The organism is Thalassiella azotivora (assembly GCF_054781695.1).
Genome location: NZ_BAAGTX010000003.1, coordinates 1 through 23,297 on the forward strand (window position 1 = coordinate 1; position 23,297 = coordinate 23,297).

At 76.3% G+C, this 23,297-nt stretch carries 19 protein-coding genes and 1 pseudogene; 13 read left to right on the forward strand and 7 right to left on the reverse strand.

What is annotated here, in order from left to right; genetic code table 11:
- A pseudogene (locus ACYVQV_RS02760) lies at positions 1–95 on the reverse strand (oxidoreductase); the annotation flags it as partial.
- Positions 96–372: 277 nt separating this feature from the next.
- On the opposite strand from ACYVQV_RS02760, the gene ACYVQV_RS02765 reads away from it, so the two are divergent.
- Entirely contained in the window at positions 373–1,173 is an 801-nt protein-coding gene (locus ACYVQV_RS02765; RefSeq protein ID WP_461021738.1) for a MinD/ParA family ATP-binding protein, read from the forward strand.
- 28 nt (positions 1,174–1,201) lie between these two features.
- Here the strand turns inward: ACYVQV_RS02765 and ACYVQV_RS02770 are convergent, their stop codons facing one another.
- Entirely contained in the window at positions 1,202–2,794 is a 1,593-nt protein-coding gene (locus ACYVQV_RS02770) for a cobyric acid synthase (protein ID WP_461021921.1), read from the reverse strand.
- A gap of 293 nt (positions 2,795–3,087) precedes the next feature.
- Between ACYVQV_RS02770 and ACYVQV_RS02775 the strand changes: the two genes are divergently transcribed.
- The 7 genes from ACYVQV_RS02775 (at position 3,088) to ACYVQV_RS02805 (ending at position 10,757) form a co-directional block, all read left to right on the forward strand.
- Positions 3,088–3,897, forward strand: a complete 810-nt coding sequence (locus tag ACYVQV_RS02775; protein ID WP_461021739.1) for an SCO2322 family protein — start codon at positions 3,088–3,090, stop codon at positions 3,895–3,897.
- A 10-nt stretch (positions 3,898–3,907) separates the two neighbouring features.
- Positions 3,908–5,137, forward strand: a complete 1,230-nt coding sequence (locus ACYVQV_RS02780) for an energy-coupling factor transporter transmembrane component T (protein WP_461021740.1) — start codon at positions 3,908–3,910, stop codon at positions 5,135–5,137.
- Entirely contained in the window at positions 5,134–6,750 is a 1,617-nt protein-coding gene (locus ACYVQV_RS02785) for an ABC transporter ATP-binding protein (protein ID WP_461021741.1), read from the forward strand. Before ACYVQV_RS02780 ends, ACYVQV_RS02785 begins: the two co-directional genes overlap by 4 nt.
- A gap of 80 nt (positions 6,751–6,830) precedes the next feature.
- A complete protein-coding gene (locus ACYVQV_RS02790; protein ID WP_461021922.1) occupies positions 6,831–7,670 on the forward strand; it encodes an ECF transporter S component in 840 nt (279 codons plus the stop codon).
- Positions 7,667–9,160 (forward strand): bifunctional adenosylcobinamide kinase/adenosylcobinamide-phosphate guanylyltransferase, encoded by a 1,494-nt coding sequence (locus tag ACYVQV_RS02795; protein WP_461021742.1) that lies wholly within the window; start codon positions 7,667–7,669, stop codon positions 9,158–9,160. Before ACYVQV_RS02790 ends, ACYVQV_RS02795 begins: the two co-directional genes overlap by 4 nt.
- Positions 9,157–10,068, forward strand: coding sequence for an adenosylcobinamide-GDP ribazoletransferase (locus ACYVQV_RS02800; protein WP_461021743.1), 912 nt, complete (start codon positions 9,157–9,159; stop codon positions 10,066–10,068). The genes ACYVQV_RS02795 and ACYVQV_RS02800 overlap by 4 nt, the downstream gene beginning before the upstream one ends.
- A 50-nt stretch (positions 10,069–10,118) precedes the next feature.
- Positions 10,119–10,757, forward strand: a complete 639-nt coding sequence (locus ACYVQV_RS02805; RefSeq protein WP_461021744.1) for a nucleoside/nucleotide kinase family protein — start codon at positions 10,119–10,121, stop codon at positions 10,755–10,757.
- A 67-nt stretch (positions 10,758–10,824) separates the two neighbouring features.
- Here the strand turns inward: ACYVQV_RS02805 and lpdA (ACYVQV_RS02810) are convergent, their stop codons facing one another.
- The 3 genes from lpdA (ACYVQV_RS02810) to gcvT are packed head-to-tail and all read right to left on the reverse strand — an operon-like array spanning position 10,825 to position 13,966.
- Positions 10,825–12,225 carry a dihydrolipoyl dehydrogenase gene (lpdA, locus tag ACYVQV_RS02810; protein ID WP_461021745.1) on the reverse strand — a complete coding sequence of 467 codons (1,401 nt, stop codon included), beginning with the start codon at positions 12,223–12,225 and terminating at the stop codon, positions 10,825–10,827.
- Entirely contained in the window at positions 12,222–12,851 is a 630-nt protein-coding gene (locus ACYVQV_RS02815) for a histidine phosphatase family protein (RefSeq protein ID WP_461021746.1), read from the reverse strand. Before ACYVQV_RS02815 ends, lpdA (ACYVQV_RS02810) begins: the two co-directional genes overlap by 4 nt.
- 32 nt (positions 12,852–12,883) lie before the next feature.
- Complete coding sequence (gene gcvT, locus ACYVQV_RS02820; protein WP_461021923.1) at positions 12,884–13,966, reverse strand: glycine cleavage system aminomethyltransferase GcvT; 1,083 nt, start codon at positions 13,964–13,966, stop codon at positions 12,884–12,886.
- A 322-nt stretch (positions 13,967–14,288) separates the two neighbouring features.
- Between gcvT and ACYVQV_RS02825 the strand changes: the two genes are divergently transcribed.
- On the forward strand, positions 14,289–15,818 hold the full coding sequence (locus ACYVQV_RS02825; RefSeq protein ID WP_461021747.1) for a leucyl aminopeptidase: 1,530 nt from the start codon (positions 14,289–14,291) through the stop codon (positions 15,816–15,818).
- Positions 15,819–15,845: 27 nt separating this feature from the next.
- Here the strand turns inward: ACYVQV_RS02825 and ACYVQV_RS02830 are convergent, their stop codons facing one another.
- A complete protein-coding gene (locus ACYVQV_RS02830; RefSeq protein ID WP_461021748.1) occupies positions 15,846–16,235 on the reverse strand; it encodes an oxidoreductase in 390 nt (129 codons plus the stop codon).
- A 287-nt stretch (positions 16,236–16,522) separates the two neighbouring features.
- Here ACYVQV_RS02830 and lpdA (ACYVQV_RS02835) point away from each other — a divergent pair, with 287 nt between their 5' ends.
- The 3 genes from lpdA (ACYVQV_RS02835) to ACYVQV_RS02845 all read left to right on the forward strand — a co-directional run bounded on the left by lpdA (ACYVQV_RS02835) (position 16,523) and on the right by ACYVQV_RS02845 (position 20,878).
- Positions 16,523–17,911, forward strand: coding sequence for a dihydrolipoyl dehydrogenase (gene lpdA, locus ACYVQV_RS02835; protein ID WP_461021749.1), 1,389 nt, complete (start codon positions 16,523–16,525; stop codon positions 17,909–17,911).
- A gap of 67 nt (positions 17,912–17,978) precedes the next feature.
- The gene (gene sucB / locus ACYVQV_RS02840) at positions 17,979–19,895 is read left to right on the forward strand and encodes a 2-oxoglutarate dehydrogenase, E2 component, dihydrolipoamide succinyltransferase (protein ID WP_461021750.1); all 1,917 of its coding nucleotides are present in this window, start codon (positions 17,979–17,981) and stop codon (positions 19,893–19,895) included.
- A gap of 80 nt (positions 19,896–19,975) precedes the next feature.
- Positions 19,976–20,878, forward strand: coding sequence for a TIGR01777 family oxidoreductase (locus ACYVQV_RS02845; RefSeq protein ID WP_461021751.1), 903 nt, complete (start codon positions 19,976–19,978; stop codon positions 20,876–20,878).
- A gap of 12 nt (positions 20,879–20,890) precedes the next feature.
- On the opposite strand, the gene ACYVQV_RS02850 is transcribed toward ACYVQV_RS02845, so the two are convergent.
- Complete coding sequence (locus ACYVQV_RS02850; protein WP_461021752.1) at positions 20,891–22,426, reverse strand: protein kinase domain-containing protein; 1,536 nt, start codon at positions 22,424–22,426, stop codon at positions 20,891–20,893.
- A 70-nt stretch (positions 22,427–22,496) separates the two neighbouring features.
- Between ACYVQV_RS02850 and ACYVQV_RS02855 the strand changes: the two genes are divergently transcribed.
- On the forward strand, positions 22,497–23,246 hold the full coding sequence (locus tag ACYVQV_RS02855) for a Type 1 glutamine amidotransferase-like domain-containing protein (RefSeq protein ID WP_461021753.1): 750 nt from the start codon (positions 22,497–22,499) through the stop codon (positions 23,244–23,246).
- The last annotated feature ends 51 nt before the right edge of the window (positions 23,247–23,297 follow it).

Below are 23,297 nucleotides of genomic sequence, written 5' to 3' on the forward strand. Positions count from 1 at the left end.
CGGACACCGTGCGGCGCGAGCTCGACCCGGAGGCTGTCGCTGAGTCCCTCCACGGCGAACTTGGTGGCGTGGTACCAGGCGCCCAGCGGCTCGTAGTCGACCGGCCCGGCCAGCGGGCAGCCCGGCGCGCCGGGCACCGAGCAGACACGCCGGGCCCACCGCCAGCCACCCCCGCGCCGGTCCCTGCGGGCGCAGCGTCAGGGCGGCCCGTCGACGGGGTCGGTCCCCGTCGTCCGCAACGCCGACTCACCCGACCCGCTGACCCCGGAGCGGCTGCTGCGGCCGCGCCGCGACGTCCCGGAGTCCGGGTGGCGCCGCTGGGTCCACCTCCTGACCGGCGGTGCGGTCTCCCCCCGCGAGTCCGAGGCCACGGTGCTGCGCCGGGCGCTGGAGGGTCGCGCGTCGCGTCGGCTGTCCGGCGAGGCGCAGTTCGTCCCCGTGCTGACCCGCAAGGGCGGGACCGGCAAGACGACGGTCACCACCCTGCTCGGGATGACCCTGGCGACGCTGCGGGACGACCGGGTCGTCGCCCTCGACGCCAACCCCGACCGCGGCACCCTGGCGGAGCGGGTCCCCGACCGGACGCCGCACACCGTGCGGGACGTCGTCCACCACGCCCACCAGATCCGCACGTTCAACGACATGTCACGCCTGGTGACGCGCGACGCCAGCCGCCTGGACGTGCTGGCCTCGGACACCGACCCGGCGGTGGCCGAGGCGTTCGGCGAGGACGACTACAAGGCGGTCGCGGACGTCGTCGCCCGCCACTACTCCATCGTGCTCACCGACTGCGGGACGGGCATGGTGCACTCCGTCATGCGCGGGACGCTCGACCTCGCCGACTCGATCGTCCTGGTCTCGGGCACCAGCGTGGACGAGGCCCGGCTCGCGTCGGAGACGCTGACCTGGCTGGAGGCCCGCGGGTACGAGCACCTCGCCCGCGCGGCCGTCGTGGTGGTCAACTCGGCGAAGCCCCAGGCGCAGGTGCTGGACGAGGAGGAGCTGCTCGGGCACTTCCGCAACCGGTGCCGCGCGGTGGTCCGCATCCCCTACGACCCGCACCTCGCGGAGGGCGCGGCGGTGGACCTCAACCAGCTCAAGAACGAGACCCGCCTGGCAGCGCTGCACCTCGCGGCCAGCGTCGTCGACGGCCTGGGGGCGCCACGGCGCTGAGGAGACGAGCCGAGGTCCCGCAGGCGCCTCAGCCCACCGGCCCGGCAGCCACGACGGGCAGGCCGCGGGGCGGTCCCTGCTCGAGCAGACGCAGCAGAGCGCCCGTGTCCAGGTGCTCCTCGACCGCGTCCGCCACCGCGTCCAGCGCCTGCTCCCGGCGGTCGGCGAAGCCCGGCGCGCCGGGTCGCGGCCGCCACGCCGACCCCGCCTGCTGCGCGACCTCGACCAGCCAGGCGCGGCGGAAGGCGTCGCACTCGAGCGCCCCGTGCCAGGTCGTCCCCCACACCGGGCCCACCCGCACCCCGTCGAGGAACCGCTCCGTGGCCGCGTCCGTGCCGACCCTCTCCTCGGACGAAGGGTCCCCGACCGCGGGCACCTCGACGTCCGCCACGCCGTGGTGGATCTCGTACGCCCGCACGGGGTGACCGCGCCACCGCCCCTCGGGTCGGCCGAGCACCTTGTCGGCCCCGAACACCACCCGGGTGGGCAGCAGCCCGAGACCCGGGACCGTGCCGCGGCGGCTCTCGACGTCGTCGACCAGCTCGCGGGCCAGCGCCTGGTAGCCGCCGCAGATCCCGAGCACCGGCCGACCGGCCCCGGCGCGCTCGACCACCGCCGCGGCCACCCCCGTGCGTCGCGCCCAGTCCAGGTCGTCGACGGTCGCCCGCGACCCCGGCAGCACGACCAGGTCGGCCGCGGCGACCACGGCCGGGTCGGCGGTCAGCACCACCTCGACACCCGGCTCGGCCGCCAGCGCGTCGACGTCCGTGGCGTTGGACACCCGGGGGAAGCGGACGACGGCGACCCGCAGGCTGCCGGGGCCGGTGCCGTGCCGCCGCCCGGCCGACCAGCCACCGGCCGCGAGGGAGTCCTCGGAGTCGAGCCACACCCCGTCGAGCCACGGCAGCACGCCCAACACCGGCCGACCGGTCAGCGCCTCCAGGGTGCGCAGCCCCGGCCGCAGCAGGTCGACGTCACCGCGGAACTTGTTCACCACCCACCCGGCGAGCAGCGCCTGGTCGTCCGGCTCGAGGAGCGCCAGCGTCCCGTACATGGCGGCGAGCACGCCGCCGCGGTCGACGTCCCCGACGACCACGACCGGCAGCCCGGCCTGCCGGGCCAGGCCCATGTTCACGTAGTCGCCGGCGCGCAGGTTCGTCTCCGCGGGGCTGCCCGCCCCCTCGGCGACCACCACGTCGAAGCGCGACCGCAGGTCGGCGAGCGCCTCGTACGCGGCGGTGGCGAGCTCGCGCCGCGCGGTCGCCCACTCCCCCGCACGCAGCCGGCCGCTCGGCCGGCCGCGCAGGACGACGTGGCTGGTGCGGTCACCGCCCGGCTTGAGCAGCACGGGGTTCATCGCCGTCTCGGGCTCGACCCCGGCCGCGACGGCCTGCAGCCACTGCGCCCGGCCGATCTCCCCGTCGGCGCAGACCATCGAGTTGTTCGACATGTTCTGCGCCTTGAACGGGGCGACGCGGACGCCCGTCCGCGCCAGCCAGCGGCACAGCCCCGCCGTGACCAGGCTCTTGCCCGCGTCGGAGGTCGTGCCGGCGACGAGAAGGGCCCGGGCCCCGGCGCCGTCCGCTGCGCGCGCGGTGCGGGCGGGCGAGGCGTCCGGCACACCGACGGAGATGGTCGAGATCACGTCGTGGGGCTCCCGTACGGCTTTGACGCGGTCACGGGCCCGTGAGACCGTTCGACCGTCGACTCTGTGGTCAGGGGAAGCCGGTCGGAACCCGGCGCTGACCCGCAACCGTAGGCCGTCCCCGTCCCCCGCTCGCACGGGGTACCGGACCGGGCGGCGAGCCGGAGCACCTGCCCGTGAGTTGGCTCCACACGTCCGTCGAGGAACGCGGACCGGAGCCGGGCGGCTGACGTGCCTCCTCGCCCTGGTCCACCGCAGGAGGTCCCACCGTGAGTGCCCCGTCCCACCCCCGCCGCCGCGTGGTCCGCGGGCGCCGGCTCGTCCCCGCCCTCCTCGCAGCCGCCCTCGGCGGGGCCGCGCTCGCCGGCGGCGCCGCCCCGGCGGTCGCCGCCCCCGCCGGCGAGGGCTACCGCTTCTGGGGCTACTTCCAGCAGGACGGCGGCGAGTGGCAGTTCGCCCAGACCGGGCCCGACGCCTCCGTGCCCGCCGACGGCGCGGTCGAGGGGTGGCGGTTCGCCACCGCCGGTCTGGACGACACCCGGTACCCGCGGGCGACGCCCGGCTTCGAGGAGGTCTGCGGGGGCGTCGAGGCCGAGGACGGGTCGAAGCGCGTCGCCGTGGTGCTCGACTACGGCCGGGTCGCCGACGCCGACGGCGACGACGAGCCGCCCGCCGCCCGCGCGGACTGCGCGGTCGTGCCCGGTGACGCCACGGGCGCGGAGGTCGTCGCCACGGTCGCGCAGGTGCGCGCCGAGGGCGGCATGGTCTGCGGTGTCGACGGGTGGCCCGCCTCGGGGTGCGGTGAGCCGGTGAGCCCGCTGCCGGCCGCGGCGACGGAGCCCGACGAGCCGGTCGAGCTCGCCCTGCCCGGTGACGCCGCGACCGGTGACGCCACGGACGAGGAGACGACGTCCACGGACGACGCCGGCGACGCCGCGGGCGCCGACGCCGAGGAGGGCGGCGACGAGGCGTCGGACGGCTCGGGGTCGACGGTCACCTGGGTCGTCCTGGGGGTCGTGGCGCTGGTGGCCGTCGCGGTCGCCGTCGCGGTCGCCCGCCGCCGCGGCGCCGAGGACTGACGGACCCGACGTGCTCCGCCCGGTGGACCGGCCCGACCTGCCCCGCCTGCTGCACCCGGTGGCGTGGTGGCTGTGGGCCGTCTGCCTCGCGGCCGCCGCCAGCCGGACCACCAACCCCTTCCTCCTGCTGCTCGTCGTGGCCGTCGCCTTCGGTGTCGTGGTGGCGCGGCGCGAGGTCGGGGTCCCCTCCGTGCTCGGCGCGTTCCTCGCCGTCGGCGTGGTCGTCATCGGGCTGCGCGTCGTCGCCGAGTGCGTGCTCGGCAGCGGGATCGCCGGTCGCACCACCCTGCTGACCCTGCCCGAGCTGCGGCTGCCGGCCCCGCTCGAACGGGTCAGCGTCGGCGGCCGCGTGACGCTGGAGGCGGTGCTGGCCGCCGCGTACGAGGGCGCGCGCCTGGCCGCCGTCCTCGTCTGCGTCGGGGCGGCGAACACCCTGGCCAGCCCGCGGCGGCTGCTGCGGCACGTGCCGGCGACCCTGTACGAGATCGGGACGGCGGTCGTGGTGGCGCTCACCTACGCCCCCCAGCTCGTGCACGACGCGCGCCGCGTGCGCGCCGCCCGCCGGCTGCGCGGTCACACCGGCCGCAGCCCGCGCGAGCTCGGCCGGGTCGCCGTCCCCGTCCTGGAGGGCGCCCTGGAGCGGTCCCTGGAGCTGGCCGCGTCGATGGAGTCCCGGGGCTACGGGCGCAGCGTGTCGCGGTCGGGGAGCCGGCGCGCGACGGCCCTGACGCTGGTCGGTGTCGGCGGCGTGGTCGCCGGCGTCTACGGCCTGCTCGACGGCGGCTCGGCCCCGCTGCTCGGCCTGCCGCTCGTCCTGCTCGGGTCCGCGGCCGCCGCCGTGGCCCTGTGGACCGGGGCACGCCGCGACCCGCGCATCCGCTACCGGCCCGACCCGTGGGCGCTGCCCGAGTGGCTGGTCGTCGGCAGCGGCGCCACCGCCGTGGTGGCGATGGTCCTGCTCGCCCAGGCCGGGACGGCGGGCATCGTGCCCGTCACCTCCCCCGCCACGGTGCCGCACCCGCCGTGGCAGGCGGCCGCTGCGCTGCTGGTGCCTCTGCTCGCGGCCGTCGTCAGCCCCGAGCCGCCACGCCGCGCCGCGACCCGCCGTCCCTCCCGCACCGTCGGTCGCGACCCCGAGCCGGGACGTGCCGCCGTCCCCGGCCACCGCGCCGCCGGCGGTCCGGTCACGGACGGCGACCGCACCCCGCCCACCGCGCCGACCACCGGAGCCGCCGCGTGATCCGCTTCGAGGACGTCTCCGTCCGGTACGACGGCGCACCCCGGCCGACGCTGGCCGGCGTCGACCTGCACGTCGAGGAGGGTGAGCTCGCGCTGCTCGTCGGTCGCACCGGGTCGGGCAAGACCACCCTGCTCGGCTGCGTCAACGGCCTCGTCCCGCACTTCACCGGCGGCCGGCTCGCCGGCCGCGTCCTGGTCGACGGCCGCGACACCCGCACGCACCGGCCACGGGACCTCGCCGACGTCGTCGGCGTGGTGCGCCAGGACCCGGTCGCCGGGTTCGTCACCGACACCGTCGAGGAGGAGCTCGCCTACTCCCTGGAGGTGCTCGGCGTGGACGGCGGCGCCATGCGCCGCCGGGTCGAGGAGACCCTCGACGTCCTCGGCCTGGCCGACCAGCGCCACCGGACGCTGGCCTCGCTGTCCGGGGGCCAGCAGCAGCGGGTGGCCATCGGCTCGGTGCTGGTCGCCCACCCGCGGGTGCTGGTCCTGGACGAGCCGACGTCCGCCCTCGACCCGGTCGCGGCCGAGGACGTGCTGGGCACCCTGACCCGGCTGGTGCACGACCTCGGGCTGACCGTGCTGGTGGCCGAGCACCGGCTCGAGCGGGTCGTCCAGTACGTCGACCGGGTGGTGACCATCGAGGCCGGGACGGTGACCGCCGACGACCCCGCCCGGGCGATGCGGACCAGCCCGGTCACCCCGCCGGTCGTCGACCTCGGTCTCGCCGTGGGCTGGGACCCCCTCCCCCTGTCGGTGCGGGACGCCCGCCGCGCCGCGCGCGACCTGCGCGCCAGGCTCGAGGGCGTCGCGCCCCGCCCCGTGCACCCGGCCCGGGCGCGCGCCGCCACGGTGCTCGCCACCACCCAGGGCCTGGTGGTCCGCCGCGGCACGACGACCGCGCTGGGTGGCGTCGACACCTCCGTGCACGCCGGTGAGGTGGTGGCGCTGATGGGCCGCAACGGCGCCGGCAAGTCGACGCTCCTGGCCGCCCTCGCCGGGCAGCAGCGGCCCACCGGTGGCCGCGTCCTGCTCGACGGGTCCACCGTCCCCCACCGCACCCGCCCCGCGCGCCTGGTCCGGCAGGTCGGTCTGGTGCCGCAGGACCCGCGCCTGCTGCTGTACGCGGAGTCGGTGGCGCAGGAGTGCCGCGACGCCGACCGCGACCTGGGTGCCGCGCCGGGCACGGCCCGCGCGCTGCTCGCCGACCTCGCCCCGGACGTCGAGGACGGCACGCACCCCCGCGACCTGTCCGAGGGCCAGCGGCTGGCGCTCGCGGTGGCCGTGGTGATGGCGGGGGCGCCGCCGCTGCTGCTGCTCGACGAGCCGACCCGCGGCCTGGACTACGGCGCCAAGCGGCGGCTGGTCGGGCACCTTCGCCGGCTCGCCGACGCCGGGCACGGGGTCGTCCTGGCCACGCACGACGTCGAGCTCGCCGCCGAGGTCGCCGACCGCGCCGTCGTCCTGGCCGACGGGCAGGTCGTCGCCGACGGGGACGCCGCCACGGTCCTCGCCTCCTCCCCGGCGTTCGCACCGCAGGTGGCCAAGGTCATGCACCCCGCACCCTGGCTGACCGTCGCCCAGGTCAGCACCGCCCTCGGGACCGCGTCGTGAACGGCGTCGTGGGCCGCGTCGTGGGCCGCGTCGTGGGAAGGGCCGGGCCCGACCCCACGGCCCGCACCCCGGTCCTGAGGATGCGCGGTGCGTCGGCGGCCACCCTGGTGCTCGTCTCGGCCGTCGGGGTCGCCGCGTTCGGCTGGCCCTTCCTGCTCGGTCCGGGCTCCTCGCTGGAGCACCAGTCCGACGCGCCGTGGCTGTTCGTCGTCCTGGTCGCCCTGCTGGGCGCGGTCGTGACGGCCGAGCTGTCCTCCGGCGGGCTGGACGCGAAGACGGTCGCGCTGCTCGGGGTGCTCGCGTCCGTGGGCGGTGCCCTGCGGGTGCTGGGCGCCGGGACGGCGGGGATCGAGCCGATGTTCTTCCTGCTCGTCCTCGCCGGCCGCGTCCTCGGGCCGGCGGCCGGCTTCCTGCTCGGGGGGCTGACCCTGCTCGTGGGGGCGTTCCTCACCGGCGGCGTCGGGCCGTGGACGCCGTTCCAGATGCTCGCGGCCGGGTGGTTCACGCTCGGGGCCGCGCTGCTCCCGCGGGCCCGGGGACGGGTCGAGCTCGCGCTGCTCGCCGCCTACGGCTTCGTCGCCGGCCTGCTGTACGGCGGCGTGATGAACCTGTGGTTCTGGCCGTTCCTGGCGTCCGGCGCCGAGGGCACGCTGTTCGTCCCGGGCGACCCGGTGGGTGACAACCTCACCCGGTACGCCGCCTTCTACGTGGTGACCAGCCTGGCCTGGGACCTGCCGCGCGGCGTCAGCACCGCGCTGTTCTGCCTGCTCGCCGGGCGGCCCGTGCTGGCGACGCTGCGCCGCGGCCTGCGGCGGGCGAGCTTCGGTCCGGCCGAGGACGCCGGGCCCAGCGCCTCCTCGGCGGCGGCTGGGGCCGGCGGGACGACGACCGCCGCGGGAACGGCGGGGACGGCGCCGTGACCGAGGTCGTGCTCGTGGGCACCAGTGCCGCGGACGGCTGGCCGAACCCGTTCTGCCGGTGCGCGTCCTGCTGCGCCCACGACGCCCCCGGCCTGCGCCGGACCCCGACGGCGGCGCTCCTGGACGACGTCCTGCTGCTGGACTGCGGCACCGGGGTGCCCGCCGCCGCCCTCGCCGCGGGGCGGCCGCTGGACCGGCTGCGCGCGCTGCTCCTCACCCACGACCACCCCGACCACAGCGCCCCCATGGCGCTCCTGGCCCGTTCGTGGGTCCGCAGCGAACCGCTGCGGCTGGTCGGACCCGACGCCGTCCTGGACACGTGGCGGCCGTGGTGCGGGCCCGACGACCCGGTGCGCTTCACCCCGGTGAGCGCGGGCGACGTCCTGGACGTCGAGGGCTACCGGGTGCAGGTGCTGGAGGCCGACCACGACCAGCCCGCGGTCCTCTACGCGGTGGAGGCACCCGACGGCGCCCGGGTGCTGTACGCCACGGACACCGGGCCGCTGCCGGCGTCGGCGGTCGACGCGCTCGCCGCCTCCCCCGTCGACCTGGTGCTGCTCGAGGAGACCTTCGGCGACCGCACCGACCACGGGACGCGGCACCTCGACCTGGGCACGTTCCCTAGGGAGCTGGCGCGGCTGCGGCGGGCCGGGGCCCTGCGCGCGGGGGCAGGTGTCGTGGCCGTCCACCTGAGCCACCACAACCCGCCCGAGCCGCGGCTGACGCAGCGCCTGGCCGTCTGGGGGGCACGCCCCGGCCGCGACGGCGAGGTCCTCACCGTCCGCGCACCCGCAGGCGCCACGGAGCCCGTCCGCGGTGGGCGGCAGCCCGCGCGAGCGTCGCGACCGTCGCGACCGGCAGGGACGGGCGGGGACACGGCCGGGCTGCCGCGCCGGACCCTGGTGCTCGGTGGCGCCCGGTCCGGCAAGTCGACCGCGGCGGAGCGCCTGCTGGCCGCGTACGGGACCGTCACGTACGTGGCCACCGGCCACGTGCCGGGAGCCGACGGCACCGACGTCGACGCCGGCTGGGCGCAGCGCGTCGACCGGCACCGGGCACAGCGCCCCAGCGGCTGGCTCACCGTCGAGACGGCGGACGCGGCAGCGGCCCTGCGCGACGCCGACGGCCCCGTGCTGCTGGACTGCCTCGGCACGTGGCTGACGCGCGTGCTCGACGAGGCGGGCGCCTGGGACGACGCCCCGGGGTGGGCCCGGGCCGCGGACGACCGCGTCGCCGACCTGCTGGACGCCTGGCGGGCCGTCACCGGCCCGGTGGTCGCGGTGACGAACGAGGTGGGGTCGGGCGTGGTGCCGGCGACCGCCGCGGGCTCGCGGTTCCGCGACCACCTCGGCAGGCTCAACCAGCGCGTCGCCGACGCCTCGGAGCAGGTCCTGCTCGTCGTGGCCGGCCGGGCGCTCGACCTCGGCCGGCTGTCGGGCCCGACGGCACCCGGCGGCGGCCACCCGACGGCCACGCGGCAGGCCCCGTGAACGGCCCCCTGAACGGCCCGGTGGACGGCCCGGTGGACGGCCCGGTGAACGGCCCGGTGGACGCTCCGGCGGGCGGCGCCACGGGCCGCCCCGGGACCCGGCCGGCCCCCCTCCCTCGCACGGGACGGGGCGACGGGCTGCGGATGGCCTTCGGCACGCTCACGACGGTGCCCGTCCCGCCGCCGCGTCACGTCGACCGCCGCACCGCGGCCACCGCCATGCTGCTGGCGCCGCTCGCGGGCGCCGTCCTGGCCGTCGCCGCCGGTGCGGTCACCCTGGCCGGTGCGCTGCTGCCCGTCCCGCCGCTCGTCGTGGGGGTCGCGGTGGTCGCCGTGGTGGCCGTCACCTCCCGCGGCCTGCACCTGGACGGGCTCGCCGACACCGTCGACGGCCTGGGCGCGCTCGGGCCCGCCACCGACCGCGCACGCGCCCTGGAGGTGATGCGCCGAGGTGACGTCGGACCGTTCGGCGTCGTCGCGCTCGTCCTCGTCCTGCTCACCCAGGTCGCGTGCGTGAGCGCGCTGGTCCACGGACCGGACGCCGTCCGGGCCGCGACGGTGACGACCGCCGTGGTGGTGCTCGGCCGCGCGGTGCTCCCCCTCGTCTGCGCGGTCCCCTGGCGTCCCGCCCGCAGCAGCGGGCTGGGCGCGGTCGTCGCCGCGTCCGTGCCCCTGCCTGCGGCGCTGGCGGTCCTCGCGGTCACCGGCGCCGCGGTGGAGGGTCTGGGTCGGGTGGGCGGTGTCCAGTGGGCACTGCCTGCCGCGGCTCTGGCAGGCTGGACGGTGGCCGTCGCCCTCACCCACCGGGTGGTGCGGCGTCTCGGCGGGACCACCGGCGACGTCCTGGGGGCCGCCGTCGAGGCGGCCACGACGGTCGGCCTCGTCGTCGCGGTCGCGGTCGCCGGCTGAGGTTGGTGCAACAGGCGTCCGGTACGGACGCCGGGTGAGGAGGGCGGACGGTGAGGACGGAGGCGCTGGTGGCCCGCGCGGTCGCCCTGTGCGGTGAGCGACCGCGCACGCTGCTGGGGGTGTGCGGCGAGCCCGGGTCCGGCAAGAGCACGCTCGCCGAGCAGATCGTGCGACGGGCCGACGAGCTCACCGGTGAGCCCGGGTTCGCCGTCCTGGTCCCGATGGACGGGTTCCACCTCGCCGACGCGGAGCTGCGCCGGCTGGGGCTGCTCGGGCGCAAGGGGGCGCCGTCCACCTTCGACGCCGCCGGGTACGTCGCCCTCCTGCGGCGCCTCGCCGACCCGGTGGACGACGTCGTGTACGCGCCGGGGTTCGAGCGCACGCTGGAGCAGCCGCTGGCCGGCGCCCTGCCGGTGCCGCGCAGCACCCGTCTCGTCGTCACCGAGGGCAGCTACCTCCTGCTGGACGAGCCCGCGTGGCGACCCGTCGCGGCGCTGCTGGCCGAGGTGTGGTGCTGCGTGCTGCCCGCCGCCGAGCGCAGGGAGCGCCTCGTCGGCCGGCACGTCCGGTTCGGCCGGACACCCCAGGAGGCGCGCCGCTGGGTCGACGACGTCGACGAGCCCAACGCCGCGCTGGTCCGCGCGACGCTGGACCGCTGCCACCACGTGGTCGACGGCACCACCCTCTGAGTCGTCGTCCCGACCGGTCGAGTCGGCCGGTCGCGTCGGTGGCTCGACTCGACCGGGGGCGACGACGTCAGAAGTTGATCATGTGGCCGGCGAGGCCGTGCACGGCCTCCTTCACGGCCTCGCTCAGCGTCGGGTGGGCGTGCACGTTGCGGGCGACCTCGTGGACGGTCAGGTCCCACTGCTGCGCCAGCGTGAGCTCGGGGAGCAGCTCGGTGACGTCCGGGCCGATCATGTGCGCCCCGAGGATCTCGCCGTGCTCCGCGTCGCTGAGGACCTTCACGAAGCCGGTGGCGTCACCCAGCCCGTGGGCCTTGCCGTTGGCCGTGAACGGGAACTTCGCGACCTGGACGTCGAAGCCCTTCTCCCGGGCCTGCGCCTCGGTCCAGCCGAAGCTGGCGACCTGCGGCTGGCAGTACGTGGCCCGCGGGATCATCACGTAGTCGAGCTCCATCGTCTCGGCGCCGGCGATCGTCTCGGCCGCGACGATCCCCATCGACTCGGCGGTGTGCGCGAGCATGAGCTTGGCGGTGACGTCGCCGATGGCGAAGACGTGCGGGACGTTCGTCCGGCCCCGGCCGTCGATCGCGATGGCTCCCCGGTCGGTGAGCTCCACGCCCAGCTTCTCCAGGCCGTAACCCTCCGTGCGCGGCTGGAAGCCGATCGCCTGCATCACCTTGTCGACCTCGAGGACCTGCTGCTGGTCGTCCTTGGTGACGGTGACCTTGACCTTGTCGCCGCTGTCGTCGATGCCGTCGACGCGGGTCCCGAGCAGCGTCTTCACGCCGAGCTTCTTGTAGTGCTTGGCGAGCTCCTTGGAGACGTCCTCGTCCTCCAGGGGCAGCAGCCGGTCGAGGAACTCGACGATGGTGACGTCCACGCCGTAGTTCGCCATCACGTACGCGAACTCCACGCCGATCGCCCCCGCACCGGCGATGACGATGCTGCCGGGCAGCTGGTCGGTGAGGATCTGCTCCTCGTAGGTGACGACGCGCTCGCTCAGCGACGTCCCGGGGATGAGCCGCGTCGTCGCCCCGGGAGCCAGGATCGCGTGGTCGAAGGTGACCGTCTCGCTGCCGCCGTCCGACAGCGCCACCTCGATGGTGTGGTCGTCGGTGAACGTGCCCCAGCCGTTCAGCTCGGTGATGCCGTTCTTCTTCATCAGGTAGTGCACGCCCTTGACCCGGCCGTCGGCCACGGAGCGGCTGCGCTTGTGGGCCGCGCCGAAGTCGAAGCTCACCGAGCCGTCGACCTGGATCCCGAAGGTGCGGGCCTCCTTGGTCACGACGTGCGCGAGCTCGGCGTTGCGCAGCAGCGCCTTCGACGGGATGCACCCGACGTTGAGGCAGACACCCCCCCAGTACTTCTCCTCCACCACCGCGGCCTTGAGGCCGAGCTGGCTGGCGCGGATGGCGGCGACGTACCCACCGGGGCCGGCACCGAGGACGACGACGTCGAAGTGCGTGCTCACCCGGTGATCGTACGAGCGGGCGACCGGGGCGGCGAGACCGGCCGGTCCGCTCGGTGGGCGGCCACCGTCCCCGCACCCACCCGGACGGTCGTCACGGACCCGTTCGGCAGCTCGACCCACTCGACGTCGCGCGGTCCGCGACCGCCCAGCCACGCCAGGGCCACCCGCAGCGTGTCCCCGTGGCTGACGAGGACGACGTCGTGTCCCGGCGGGTCGGCGACGAGCTCGGCGAGCAGCCCGCCCACCCTGGAGTGGACGTCCGCCACGGACTCGCCGCCGCCCCAGCGGACCTCGCACACGTGGGCCCCGGGCGGCGTCGGCTCGGCGACCAGCTCGTCGGTGCACCGTCCCTGCAACGCGCCCAGGTGCTGCTCGCGCAGCCGCACGTCCTCGGCCACCGGCACACCGGTCGCGGCCGCGAGCACGTCCGCCGTCTGCCGGGCGCGCACGAGGTCGCTGCTCACCAGCACGTCGCAGCCGAGCCGGGCCACCTGCCCGGCCGCCCACCGCGCCTGCTCGACCCCGCGCTCGGTCAGCGGGACGTGCGGGGTCTGCCCCTGGAGCCGGCGCTCGGCGTTCCAGGTGCTCTCGCCGTGCCTCACCAGGTGCAGGCGCACCTCGCGCACGCCCGCAGCCCGCCTGACTGCCCCGACCGCCCTCAGTCCTCGCGGACCTGGACCTGCACGAACGGCGGCCTGACCACCCGGCAGCGCAGCGCGCGGCCGCGCACGTCCACGGTCACCTCGTCACCCTCGGCCACCGAGCGGTCCAGCAGCGCCAGGGCGACGCCCTGCCGCAGGGTCGGCGAGAACGTCCCCGACGTCGTCCGGCCGACGTCGGTGCCGTCGGAGCCACGCACGGTCAGGCCCTCGCGCGGCACGCCCCGGTCCAGCGCCAGCAGCCCCCAGGCCAGACGGTGCGCACCACGCTCGCGCTCGGCGGCCAGGACCTCGCGGCCCCAGAAGGCGGGCTTGCGCCAGCCCACCGCCCACCCCACCCGTGCCTGCACCGGGGTGATGTCGGGTCCGAGCTCGTGGCCGTGCAGCGCGTAGCCCATCTCGGTGCGCAGCGTGTCCCGCGCCCCGAGGCCGCACGGCAGCCCGCCGAGGTCGGTCACGGCGGCCAGCGCCGCGTCCCACAGCTCCCCCGTGTCGTCCCAGCGGGGCAGCAGCTCGTAGCCGCGCTCGCCCGTGTACCCGGTGCGGCAGACCACCAGGGGCGTGCCGCGCCACGTGGTCTCGACGAAGCTCATGTAGTCGTGCCCGGCCGGCAGGCCCAGGGCGTCCATCACCTCGTCGGCCAGGGGCCCCTGCACGGCCAGCACCCCGTACGCGGTGTGCTCGTCGGTCACCTCGACGCCCTGCGGCGCGGCGGCCGCCAGCCGACGCACCACCTCGGCGGTGTTCGCGGCGTTGGGCACCAGCAGGAGCTCGCTGTCCGAGCGCAGGTAGACGATCAGGTCGTCGACGACGCCGCCGGTCCCGTCGTCGCAGCACAGGGTGTACTGCGCCTTGCCGGGGGCGATCCGACCCAGGTCGTTGGTGAGCGTGGCACCCACCAGGTCGGCGGCGCCTGGCCCGCGGACCAGGGCCTTGCCCAGGTGGCTGACGTCGAACAGGCCGACGCGCTCGCGCACCGCGGCGTGCTCCGCCAGCACGCCACCACCGGGGTACTCCACCGGCATCGTCCAGCCGCCGAAGTCGGCGGTCCGGGCACCGGCCCGCTCGTGCCGGTCGTGCAGGGGGCCGCGCCGCGGCGCGTCGTCCCCCCGGGTCCCCCCGCTGCCCTCGCCGCCGTCGGTGCCGTCGGCGGCGGTGCGGTCGGTGTCGTCACGTCCCAGGTCGTCAGCCACGGGCCGAACCTACCGGCCCACCGGCACCCCACCCCACCCGTGCCGGGCACCCGGTGCAACCAGTGCGACCCGGCCCCGCACCGCGGGCGCCGGGCACCAGCGCGACCGGCGCGACCGGGACCCCGCACCGCGCGGCTAGCATGCTGCGGCGGCAGCCGGCGACCGCCGGCGCCCCGCACCCGACGACGACGTCAGACGACGAGGAGACCCCTTGGCCACGCTGAACCTGACCGGCAAGGACGTGAAGGGCCTGAAGGCCGACGCGGTGGTGGTCGCCGTGGCCGCCGCCGAGGGCCGCTCCGGCGCCCCGCGCCTGGTCGGTGCCGAGGGCCTGCCCGGCGCCCTGCGCACCTCGCTGTCCTCCGCGCTGACCGCCCTCGGGGTGACGGGCCGGGCCGACGAGGTGCGGCGCGTGCCCTCCGCGAGCCAGGTCGCCGCCCCGGTCGTGGTCCTCACCGGGCTGGGCCGCACGGGACGGTCGGGTCCCACGCCTGAGGCGCTGCGCCGGGCCGCGGGCGCCGCCGTCCGCGAGCTCGCCGGGACCCGGTCGGTGGCCCTGGCCCTGCCGGCCGGGGACGTCGAGCAGGCGACGGCCGTGGCGGAGGGCGCGCTGCTCGGCGCCTACTCCTACACCGCGTACAAGAAGCGCTCCGGCACGGAGCGCTCCGCCCCCGTGGATCAGCTGCACCTCGTCACCGACAAGGCGCGGGACAAGGCCCTGAAGGCCGCCGTGGCCCGGGCCCACGTGCTGGCCGAGGCCGTCGCCGGCGCGCGCGACCTGGTGAACTGCCCGCCGGCGGACCTGTACCCGGCCACCTTCGCGACCGCGGCGGTCGAGCAGGCCAAGCCGCTGCCGGTCAAGGTCAGCGTCCTGGACGAGAAGGCGCTGGCGAAGGGCGGGTACGGCGGGCTGGTCGGGGTGGGCCAGGGCTCCTCGCGGCCCCCGCGGCTCGTGAAGCTCGTGTACGCCCCCCGCGGCGCCCGACGCCACGTCGCGCTGGTGGGCAAGGGCATCACGTTCGACTCCGGCGGCATCTCGATCAAGCCGGCCGCGGGCATGGAGACGATGAAGTCCGACATGGCCGGCGCCGCCGCCGTGCTGCAGACCGTCCTGGCCGCCGCCCGCCTGGAGCTGCCGGTCCGGCTGACCGCCTACCTGTGCCTGGCCGAGAACATGCCGTCCGGGACGGCGCAGCGCCCCTCCGACGTCATCACCATCTACGGCGGGCGCACGGTGGAGGTGCTCAACACCGACGCCGAGGGCCGGCTCGTCATGGCCGACGGGATCGTCGCGGCGAGCGAGGAGGACCCCGACGTCATCATCGACGTCGCCACCCTGACCGGCGCGCAGGTGGTCGCCCTCGGCAACCGGGTCTCCGCCGTCATGGGCGAGGACGCCCTGCGCGACCGCGTCCGCGACGCCGCGGACGCGGCCGGCGAGCAGTTCTGGCCGATGCCGCTGCCCGACGAGCTGCGCGGGCCGCTGGACTCCGCCGTGGCCGACATCGCCAACATCGGCGACCGGATGGGCGGCATGCTCTCGGCCGGGATCTTCCTGCGCGAGTTCGTCGGCCGCCGCGGTGGCGCCGACGCGCCCGAGGACGCCGAGCGCATCCCGTGGGCGCACCTGGACATCGCCGGGCCGGCGTTCAACGACGGCTCCCCGCACGGCTACACCGGCAAGGGCGGCACCGGCGTCGCGGTCCGCACGCTGGTGCGGCTGCTGGAGGACCTGGACTGAGGGCCGTCGGACGGGGCGGCGTCCGGCTCAGCCGGTCGTCGTCCCGTCCCCGGACCCGCCACGCGCCCGCTCGGCCTTCCGCTCCGCCTTGAGGCGGGCGTTGTACTCGCGCATCGACGACGGGTAGCCGCTGAGGTTCACGTCGTACACGGGGACGCCCTCCTTGCGCGCGAAGGCGCGCGCACGGTCGGGGTCCGGCACCGGCCGGCGGGTCCACTCGCCGTCCTTGGCGACCAGCAGCAGCGTCGTCGGCGTGACGGTGGTGGCCGGCTCGATGAACGCCTCGACCTCGACGCGGGTGCGGGCGAACTCCTCCAGGTGGGCGCGGTGCCGGCCGCCCTGCGCGCCGGCGTCCGGGCTCGTCGGGGCGACCGACGCGCTCCCGGACCGCTTGCGGAACCTGTCGAACAGCCCCATCGCACCGCCTCTCGTCTCGTCCCCGCGCCCGCGGCCCGTCAGGGCGCTCGACGGGCGCACCCGTCGCAACGCCCGCGCGGGCCCGACGGTTCCCGTCCGCCCTGCACCGTCCCCGCCCGGCTCGCACGACGTCGTCGACTCCGGTGACGGGCCACGGAACCGTACCCCGCGCCCGCCGGGCGGGCCCCGCGCCCGGCGCGCCGTCCGGTGCCTCGGTGTGAGCACGCGCGTGCTTAGTGCCAGGATGGGCGCTCGTAGGTCACCCCTCGCGCGAAGGAGCGTCATCCGTGGCAGACACCGCCGACGGACAGGTCCACGACATCGTCATCCTCGGTGGCGGCAGCGGCGGGTACGCCTGCGCCTTCCGCGCCGCCCAGCTGGGCCTGTCGGTGCTCCTGGTGGAGAAGGACAAGCTCGGCGGGACCTGCCTGCACCGCGGCTGCATCCCCACCAAGGCCCTCCTGCACGCCGCGGAGGTGGCCGACTCCACGCGCGAGAGCCAGACCTTCGGGGTCAAGGCGTCCTTCGACGGCATCGACATGAGCGGCGTGAACTCCTACAAGGACGGCGTCGTCTCCCGCCTGCACAAGGGTCTGCAGGGCCTGGCGAAGGCCCACAAGGTGACGCTCGTCGAGGGCGAGGGCCGGCTCGTGGCGAAGGACGCCGTCGAGGTGGACGGCACCACCTACCGGGGTCGCCACGTCGTCCTGGCCACCGGGTCGTACGCTCGGTCGCTGCCGGGCCTGGACGTCGGCGGGCGCGTCATGACCAGCGACCAGGCGCTGCAGCTGGACTGGGTGCCCGAGAAGGTCGTCGTGCTGGGCGGTGGCGTCATCGGCGTCGAGTTCGCCAGCGTCTACCGCTCGTTCGGATCCGAGGTCACCGTCGTCGAGGCGCTCCCCCGGCTCGTCCCCGCCGAGGACGAGGCGTGCAGCAAGGCCCTCGAGCGGGCCTTCCGCAAGCGCAAGATCGCCGTCAAGACCGGGGCCCGCTTCTCCGGCGTCGAGCAGACGGAGGGCGGTGTCCGCGTCTCGCTGGAGTCCGGCGAGACGCTGGACGCCGACGTCCTGCTCGTGGCCGTCGGCCGCGGTCCCGTCACCGCCGGCCTGGGCTACGAGGAGAACGGCATCACCCTCGACCGCGGCTTCGTCACCACGGACGAGCGGTTGCGGACGGGCGTGGACGGCGTCTACGCGGTCGGCGACATCGTGCCGGGCCTGCAGCTGGCCCACCGCGGCTTCGCCCAGGGGGTCTTCGTGGCCGAGGAGATCGCCGGGTTGGACCCCGCACCCGTCGTCGAGTCGGGCATCCCCCGGGTCACCTACTGCGACCCGGAGGTCGCCTCCGTCGGCCTCACCGAGGCCCAGGCCAAGGAGACGTACGGCGACGACGCCGTGGAGTCCTACGAGTACAACCTCGGCGGCAACGGCAAGAGCCAGATCCTGACCACCGCCGGCTTCGTCAAGCTCGTCCGGCAGAAGGACGGCCCCGTCGTCGGCGTGCACGCCGTCGGCTCGCGGATGGGGGAGCAGATCGGGGAGGCCCAGCTCATCGTCAACTGGGAGGCCTACCCCGAGGAGGTCGCCCAGCTCGTCCACGCCCACCCCACCCAGAACGAGGCACTCGGCGAGGCCCACCTGGCCCTGGCCGGCAAGCCGCTGCACGCGCACGGCTGAACCCACCGCAACGCCGGCCGACAGGCCGCACGACCGTCCGCACCGTCGGACACGGAACGGAGAGCACATGGCCGACGTGGAGATGCCCGCCCTGGGCGAGAGCGTCACCGAGGGCACCGTCACCCGGTGGCTCAAGCAGGTGGGTGACACCGTCGAGGTCGACGAGCCGCTGCTGGAGGTGTCCACCGACAAGGTCGACACCGAGATCCCCTCCCCCGTCGCGGGGACGCTGCAGGAGATCCTCGTCGAGGAGGACGAGACCGTCGAGGTCGGCGCGAAGCTGGCGGTCGTGGGCGACGGCGCGCCGTCCGAGGGCTCCGGTGGTGGTGGCCAGGACGCGTCCCAGGAGGGCGGCGACGCGTCCGGTGGTGACGAGTCCGCCGGCGAGGAGCGGTCGACCGAGGACGCGGCGCAGCAGGCCGACGAGCCGCAGCAGGCCCAGCAGCCGCAGGAGACCGAGTCCGGCGGCTCCTCCGACGAGGGGCGCGAGGCGTCCGGCGGGTCGCAGGAGCAGTCCTCCGGCGGCTCCGGCGGTCAGGGTGGCTCCGGCGGTGACGGTGGCTCGGGCGCCGGGACGCCCGTGACGATGCCGGCGCTCGGCGAGAGCGTCACCGAGGGCACCGTCACGCGCTGGCTCAAGCAGGAGGGCGACACCGTCGAGGTCGACGAGCCGCTGCTCGAGGTGTCCACCGACAAGGTCGACACCGAGATCCCCTCCCCCGTCGCCGGCACGATCCAGAAGATCCTCGTCTCCGAGGACGAGACCGTCGAGGTCGGCGCCGAGCTGGCCGTCGTGGGCAGCGGGTCCGGCGGAGGCGGCGAGCCGAAGCAGGAGGCGCCGAAGGAGGCCCCGAAGCAGGAGGCCGCCGAGCAGGACGAGCCCCGGCAGGAGGAGCCGAAGCAGGAGGAGCCCGAGCAGGAGGAGCCCAAGCAGGAGGCCCCCAAGCAGGAGGCCCCCAAGCAGGACGCCCCCAAGCAGGACGCCCCCAAGCAGGACGCCCCCAAGCAGGACGCCCCCAAGCAGGACGCCCCCAAGCAGGAGTCGGCCAAGCCGTCGGGCGACTCGCCGAGCTACGTCACCCCGCTCGTCCGCAAGCTCGCCGCCGAGCACGACGTCGACCTGTCGACGCTGTCGGGCACCGGGGTCGGTGGGCGGATCCGCAAGCAGGACGTCCTCGAGGCGGCAGCCCGGAAGAAGGAGGAGGCCGCGGCACCGGCTGAGCAGCCGGCGGCGCAGGCCCCCGCGGCACGCCCCTCGGCTGCCCCCGACGTCGCGGCCAAGCGCGGCACGACGGAGAAGATGTCCCGGCTGCGCAAGGTCATCGCGAGCCGCATGGTGGAGTCGCTGCAGGTCTCCGCGCAGCTCACCACCGTCGTCGAGGTCGACGTCACGAAGATCGCCCGGCTCCGCGCCCGGGCCAAGGCCGACTTCGAGGCACGCGAGGGCGTCAGGCTGTCGTTCCTGCCCTTCTTCGCGCTGGCGACGGTGGAGGCGCTGAAGGCCTTCCCGGTGGTGAACGCCAGCATCGACGGTGACGAGGTCGTCTACCACGGCCAGGAGAACCTCGGTGTGGCGGTCGACACGGATCGTGGCCTGCTGGTTCCGGTGATCAAGGACGCCGGCGACCTCAACATCGCCGGTCTCGCCCGCAAGATCGCCGACCTGGCGGCCCGGACGCGCGACAACAAGGTGACCCCGGACGAGCTCGGCGGGGGGACCTTCACCCTCACCAACACGGGCAGCCGCGGTGCGCTGTTCGACACCCCGATCATCAACCAGCCGCAGGTCGGCATCCTGGGCACCGGGGCCGTGGTCAAGCGCCCGGTCGTGGTGACGGACGCCGACGGCGGGGAGACGATCGCGATCCGCTCGATGGCCTACCTGGCGCTGTCCTACGACCACCGCCTCGTCGACGGTGCGGACGCCGCCCGCTTCCTCACCGCCGTCAAGGAGCGGCTCGAGGAGGGCGCGTTCGACGTCTGAGGACGTCTCGTCCGCGACGGCCGCACCCTCGGGGGTGCGGCCGTCGTGCCGTCCGGCTCGTGTCGTGGTGAGGTGTGCGGATGAGGATCGTGGTCAGCGGCGCGTCCGGGTTCGTCGGTGGACCGCTGGTGGAGGCCCTGCGCCGCGACGGGCACGACGTCGTCCGGCTGGTGCGCCGCCCGGAGCGTGCCGACGACGAGGTCCGCTGGGACCCCGCGAAGGGCCTGCTCGACCCGTCCCGCCTGGCCGGCGTCGACGCGGCCGTCAACCTGTCCGGCGCGGGCGTCGGGGACCGTCGGTGGACGCCCGCGTACCGGGCGGTGATCCGCGACTCCCGGGTGGACAGCACGCGCACGCTCGCCACCGCCCTGGCGTCTCTCGACGACCCACCGCGGGTGCTGGTGAACGCGTCGGCGATCGGCTTCTACGGTGACCGCGGCGAGGAGGTGCTGACCGAGCGCTCGGCACCCGGCGACGGGTTCCTGGCGGACGTGGTGCGCGACTGGGAGCAGGCCAGCGGTCCCGCACGCGACGCCGGCATCCGCGTCCCGCTGCTGCGGATCGGGCTCGTCATGGGCCCGGGGGGCGGGGCGTTCGCGCCGCTGCTGCGGGCGATCCGTCTCGGCGGTGGCGGCCCGCTGGCCGGTGGGCGGATGTGGTGGAGCTGGGTGACGCTGGAGGACGTCCTGGGCGCCGTCCGGTTCGTGCTGCGTGAGCCGGTGGACGGTCCCGTGAACGTCACCGGCCCCGAGCCGGCCCGCAACGCCGAGGTCATCCGCGCGCTCGCGGCCGCCATGCACCGGCCCGCCGTGCTGCCGGTCCCCCGCGTCGCCCTGCGGACCGTCCTCGGCGGTTTCGCCGACGACGTCGTCTCCAGCCAGCGGGTCGTCCCCCAGGTGCTCCTCGACGCGGGCTTCTCGTTCCGGCACCGCACCCTCGCCGACGCGGTGCGCTGGCTCGTCGAGGACGCGCCCGACCGCTGACGCCGACGGGGCCTACCCGACGGAGCGGACCACCCACCGCCCGTCGAGGCGGACCAGCGTCAGGCGCGAGGTGACGACGGTGCCCTCGGCGACCTCCTGGACGACGGCCCCGTCGGCCCGCACCTGCCGGTGCGGCCCGGTCACCACGTCCGCCGTCACGACGGCCACGGCCCCCTCGTCCGGCGACTGCTCGGCACCGACCGGTTCGACGACCTCCGCTCGCCGCACCTCGAACACGAGGTCCTGCAGGACGAGGCCGTCCGCGGTCAGCCCTGCGAGCAGCGCCGCGTCCTGCTCCGCCGCCGGCGCACCGGGCTCGTTGGCCGCCCGCAGCGGGACGTCACTGCCCGTGGACAGCGCCAGGGCCCGCAGGTCCGCGAGGACCTGGACCGCCCCGGCCGGGTCGGCCTGGGAGAGTCCCTCGGCCAGGGCCGCCGTCCGGGCTGCCACGTCCTCGCCGGCCGCCTGCTCGAGGGCCGCGTCCTGCCCGTCCCCGTGCTCGGGAGCGCCGCTCGTCGCGCCCGGTGCCGCGACCGCCGGCCCGTCGCCGCCGGGCCCACGGCCGACCCCCAGCAGCACCGCGGCCGCCAGCACCGCCGCCGTCACCGCCGCGGCGGCGAGGCCCACCAGCAGCGGCCGCAGCCACCGACGTCGCCGGGGTACCGCAGGGACCTCCTCCTGGGCCTGCGCGGCGTCCAGGCGCAGCCGGTGGGTGACGACGTCCGCGGCAGCCGCCAGGGGGTCGGTCGGCACCAGCCGCACGGGGGCCGCGGGGGCCGCGTCGTACACCGCGACCGACAGCTCCGCCGCCGTCGGGCGCCGAGAGCGCCGGACGTCGAGGCCGCTCTCGACGACGGCTGCGAGCTCGGCAGGGGTGCCTGGGGCCACCGGGCCGAGCGGGGTGCGGGCACCGGCCGGCTGGGGCGCGCGACCGGTGAGGGCGAACCAGCCGACCGCGCACAGCCCGAACACGTCGCCTGCCGGCGCCGGCGGCGTCGTGGGCCCCGTGACGGCGTCGACGAAACCGGGCGTGCCGTGGCGCTCACCTCGCTCGTCCACGCCGAGCAACGAGGCCACGCCGAGGTCGGCCAGCAGCGGCCGCCCGTCGGCGGCGAACAGGACGTTGCCCGGCGAGACGTCACCGTGGACCAGCCCCCTGGCGTGCAGGTCCGCCAGCGCGCCGGCCAACGGGCTGAGGACCGTGACGACCTCCCCCGGGTCCAGCGGGCCGCGGGCGGCGACCAGGGCGGCCAGGCTCCCGCCGGGCGCGTGCTCCAGGACCAGCACGACGCCGTCGTCCCCCGAGCGCACGACGGACTCCACCCGGAGCACGTGGCGGTGCTCGATGCGACGCAGCAGCATCGCCTCACGCAGGGCCCGCGCCTGGGCGGCCTCCCCCACGCGCAGGGCCTTCAGGGCGACCCGGCGCCCGCTCTGCTCGTGCACGGCCGCCCAGACCTCGCCCTGACCTCCGAAGCCGAGGAGCCGTCCGGTCCGGTACCCCGGCACGGCCGGGGGCCGGCCGCGGGCGGTGCTGGGCGCGGTCACGGCGGACATCCAAGCGCACGGCGCGCGCCCACCGCCGCGTCCCGTCCACAGGCACTGGCAGGATGCGCGGGTGAGCAGCACGAGCGACCGCCCACCCACCGTCGTCGCGACGTCCGGCGGGTACCGGCGCGGGCAGCGCGTCGCCGTCGAGTTCGGGCCCCTGGTCCGGCACTGCGTCGACCTGTCCGGCGCCGGGGGGCGGCCCCGCGTGACGCTGCTGGGGACCGCGGGCGGGGACCAGGAGCGCTGGTCGCTGTGGGGGCTGGAGGCGGGCCGGGTCGCCGGGTGGGAGATCACCCCGCTGCACCTGTTCCCGATGCCGAACGTCGAGGACGTGCGCGCGACCGTCCTCGGCAGCGACGTCGTGTGGGTCGGCGGTGGCTCCGTGGCCAACCTCCTCGCGGTCTGGCGGGTGCACGGCCTGGACGACGTGCTGCGGGAGGCGTGGGACGCGGGGGTGGTCCTCGGCGGGGTGTCGGCCGGGTCGATCTGCTGGTTCGTCGGCGGGACGACGGACTCCTTCGGTCCGCAGCTGCGGCCGGTGACCGACGCCCTCGGGCTGCTGCCGTACGGCAACGGCGTGCACTACGACTCCGAGCCGGGCCGCCGCCCCCTGGTGCACCGGCTCGTCGCCGACGGCACGCTGCCGCAGACCCACTGCACTGACGACGGCGTGGGGCTGGTGTACCGCGGCACCGAGCTGGTGGACGCGGTCACGGAGGTACCGGGCAGCGCGGCGTACGTGGTCCGACGTGAGCACGGAGACGACGGCGACCTGGCGGTCGAGGAGCGCCTGGAGCCTCGTCTGCTCGCCGGCTGACGTCCCCCGGCGGCACGCGCCGAGTCGGGCCGCCGACCTGAGCCGGCGACC

Excerpts from the sequence above, each read along its gene's own strand:
- ACYVQV_RS02790 (WP_461021922.1), top strand. The coding sequence starts at position 6,831 with ATGCGCGGTGCGTCGGCGGCCACCCTGGTGCTCGTCTCGGCCGTCGGG.
- ACYVQV_RS02830 (WP_461021748.1), bottom strand. The coding sequence starts at position 16,235 with ATGGGGCTGTTCGACAGGTTCCGCAAGCGGTCCGGGAGCGCGTCGGTC.
- sucB (WP_461021750.1), top strand. The coding sequence starts at position 17,979 with ATGGCCGACGTGGAGATGCCCGCCCTGGGCGAGAGCGTCACCGAGGGC.
- ACYVQV_RS02845 (WP_461021751.1), top strand. The coding sequence starts at position 19,976 with ATGAGGATCGTGGTCAGCGGCGCGTCCGGGTTCGTCGGTGGACCGCTG.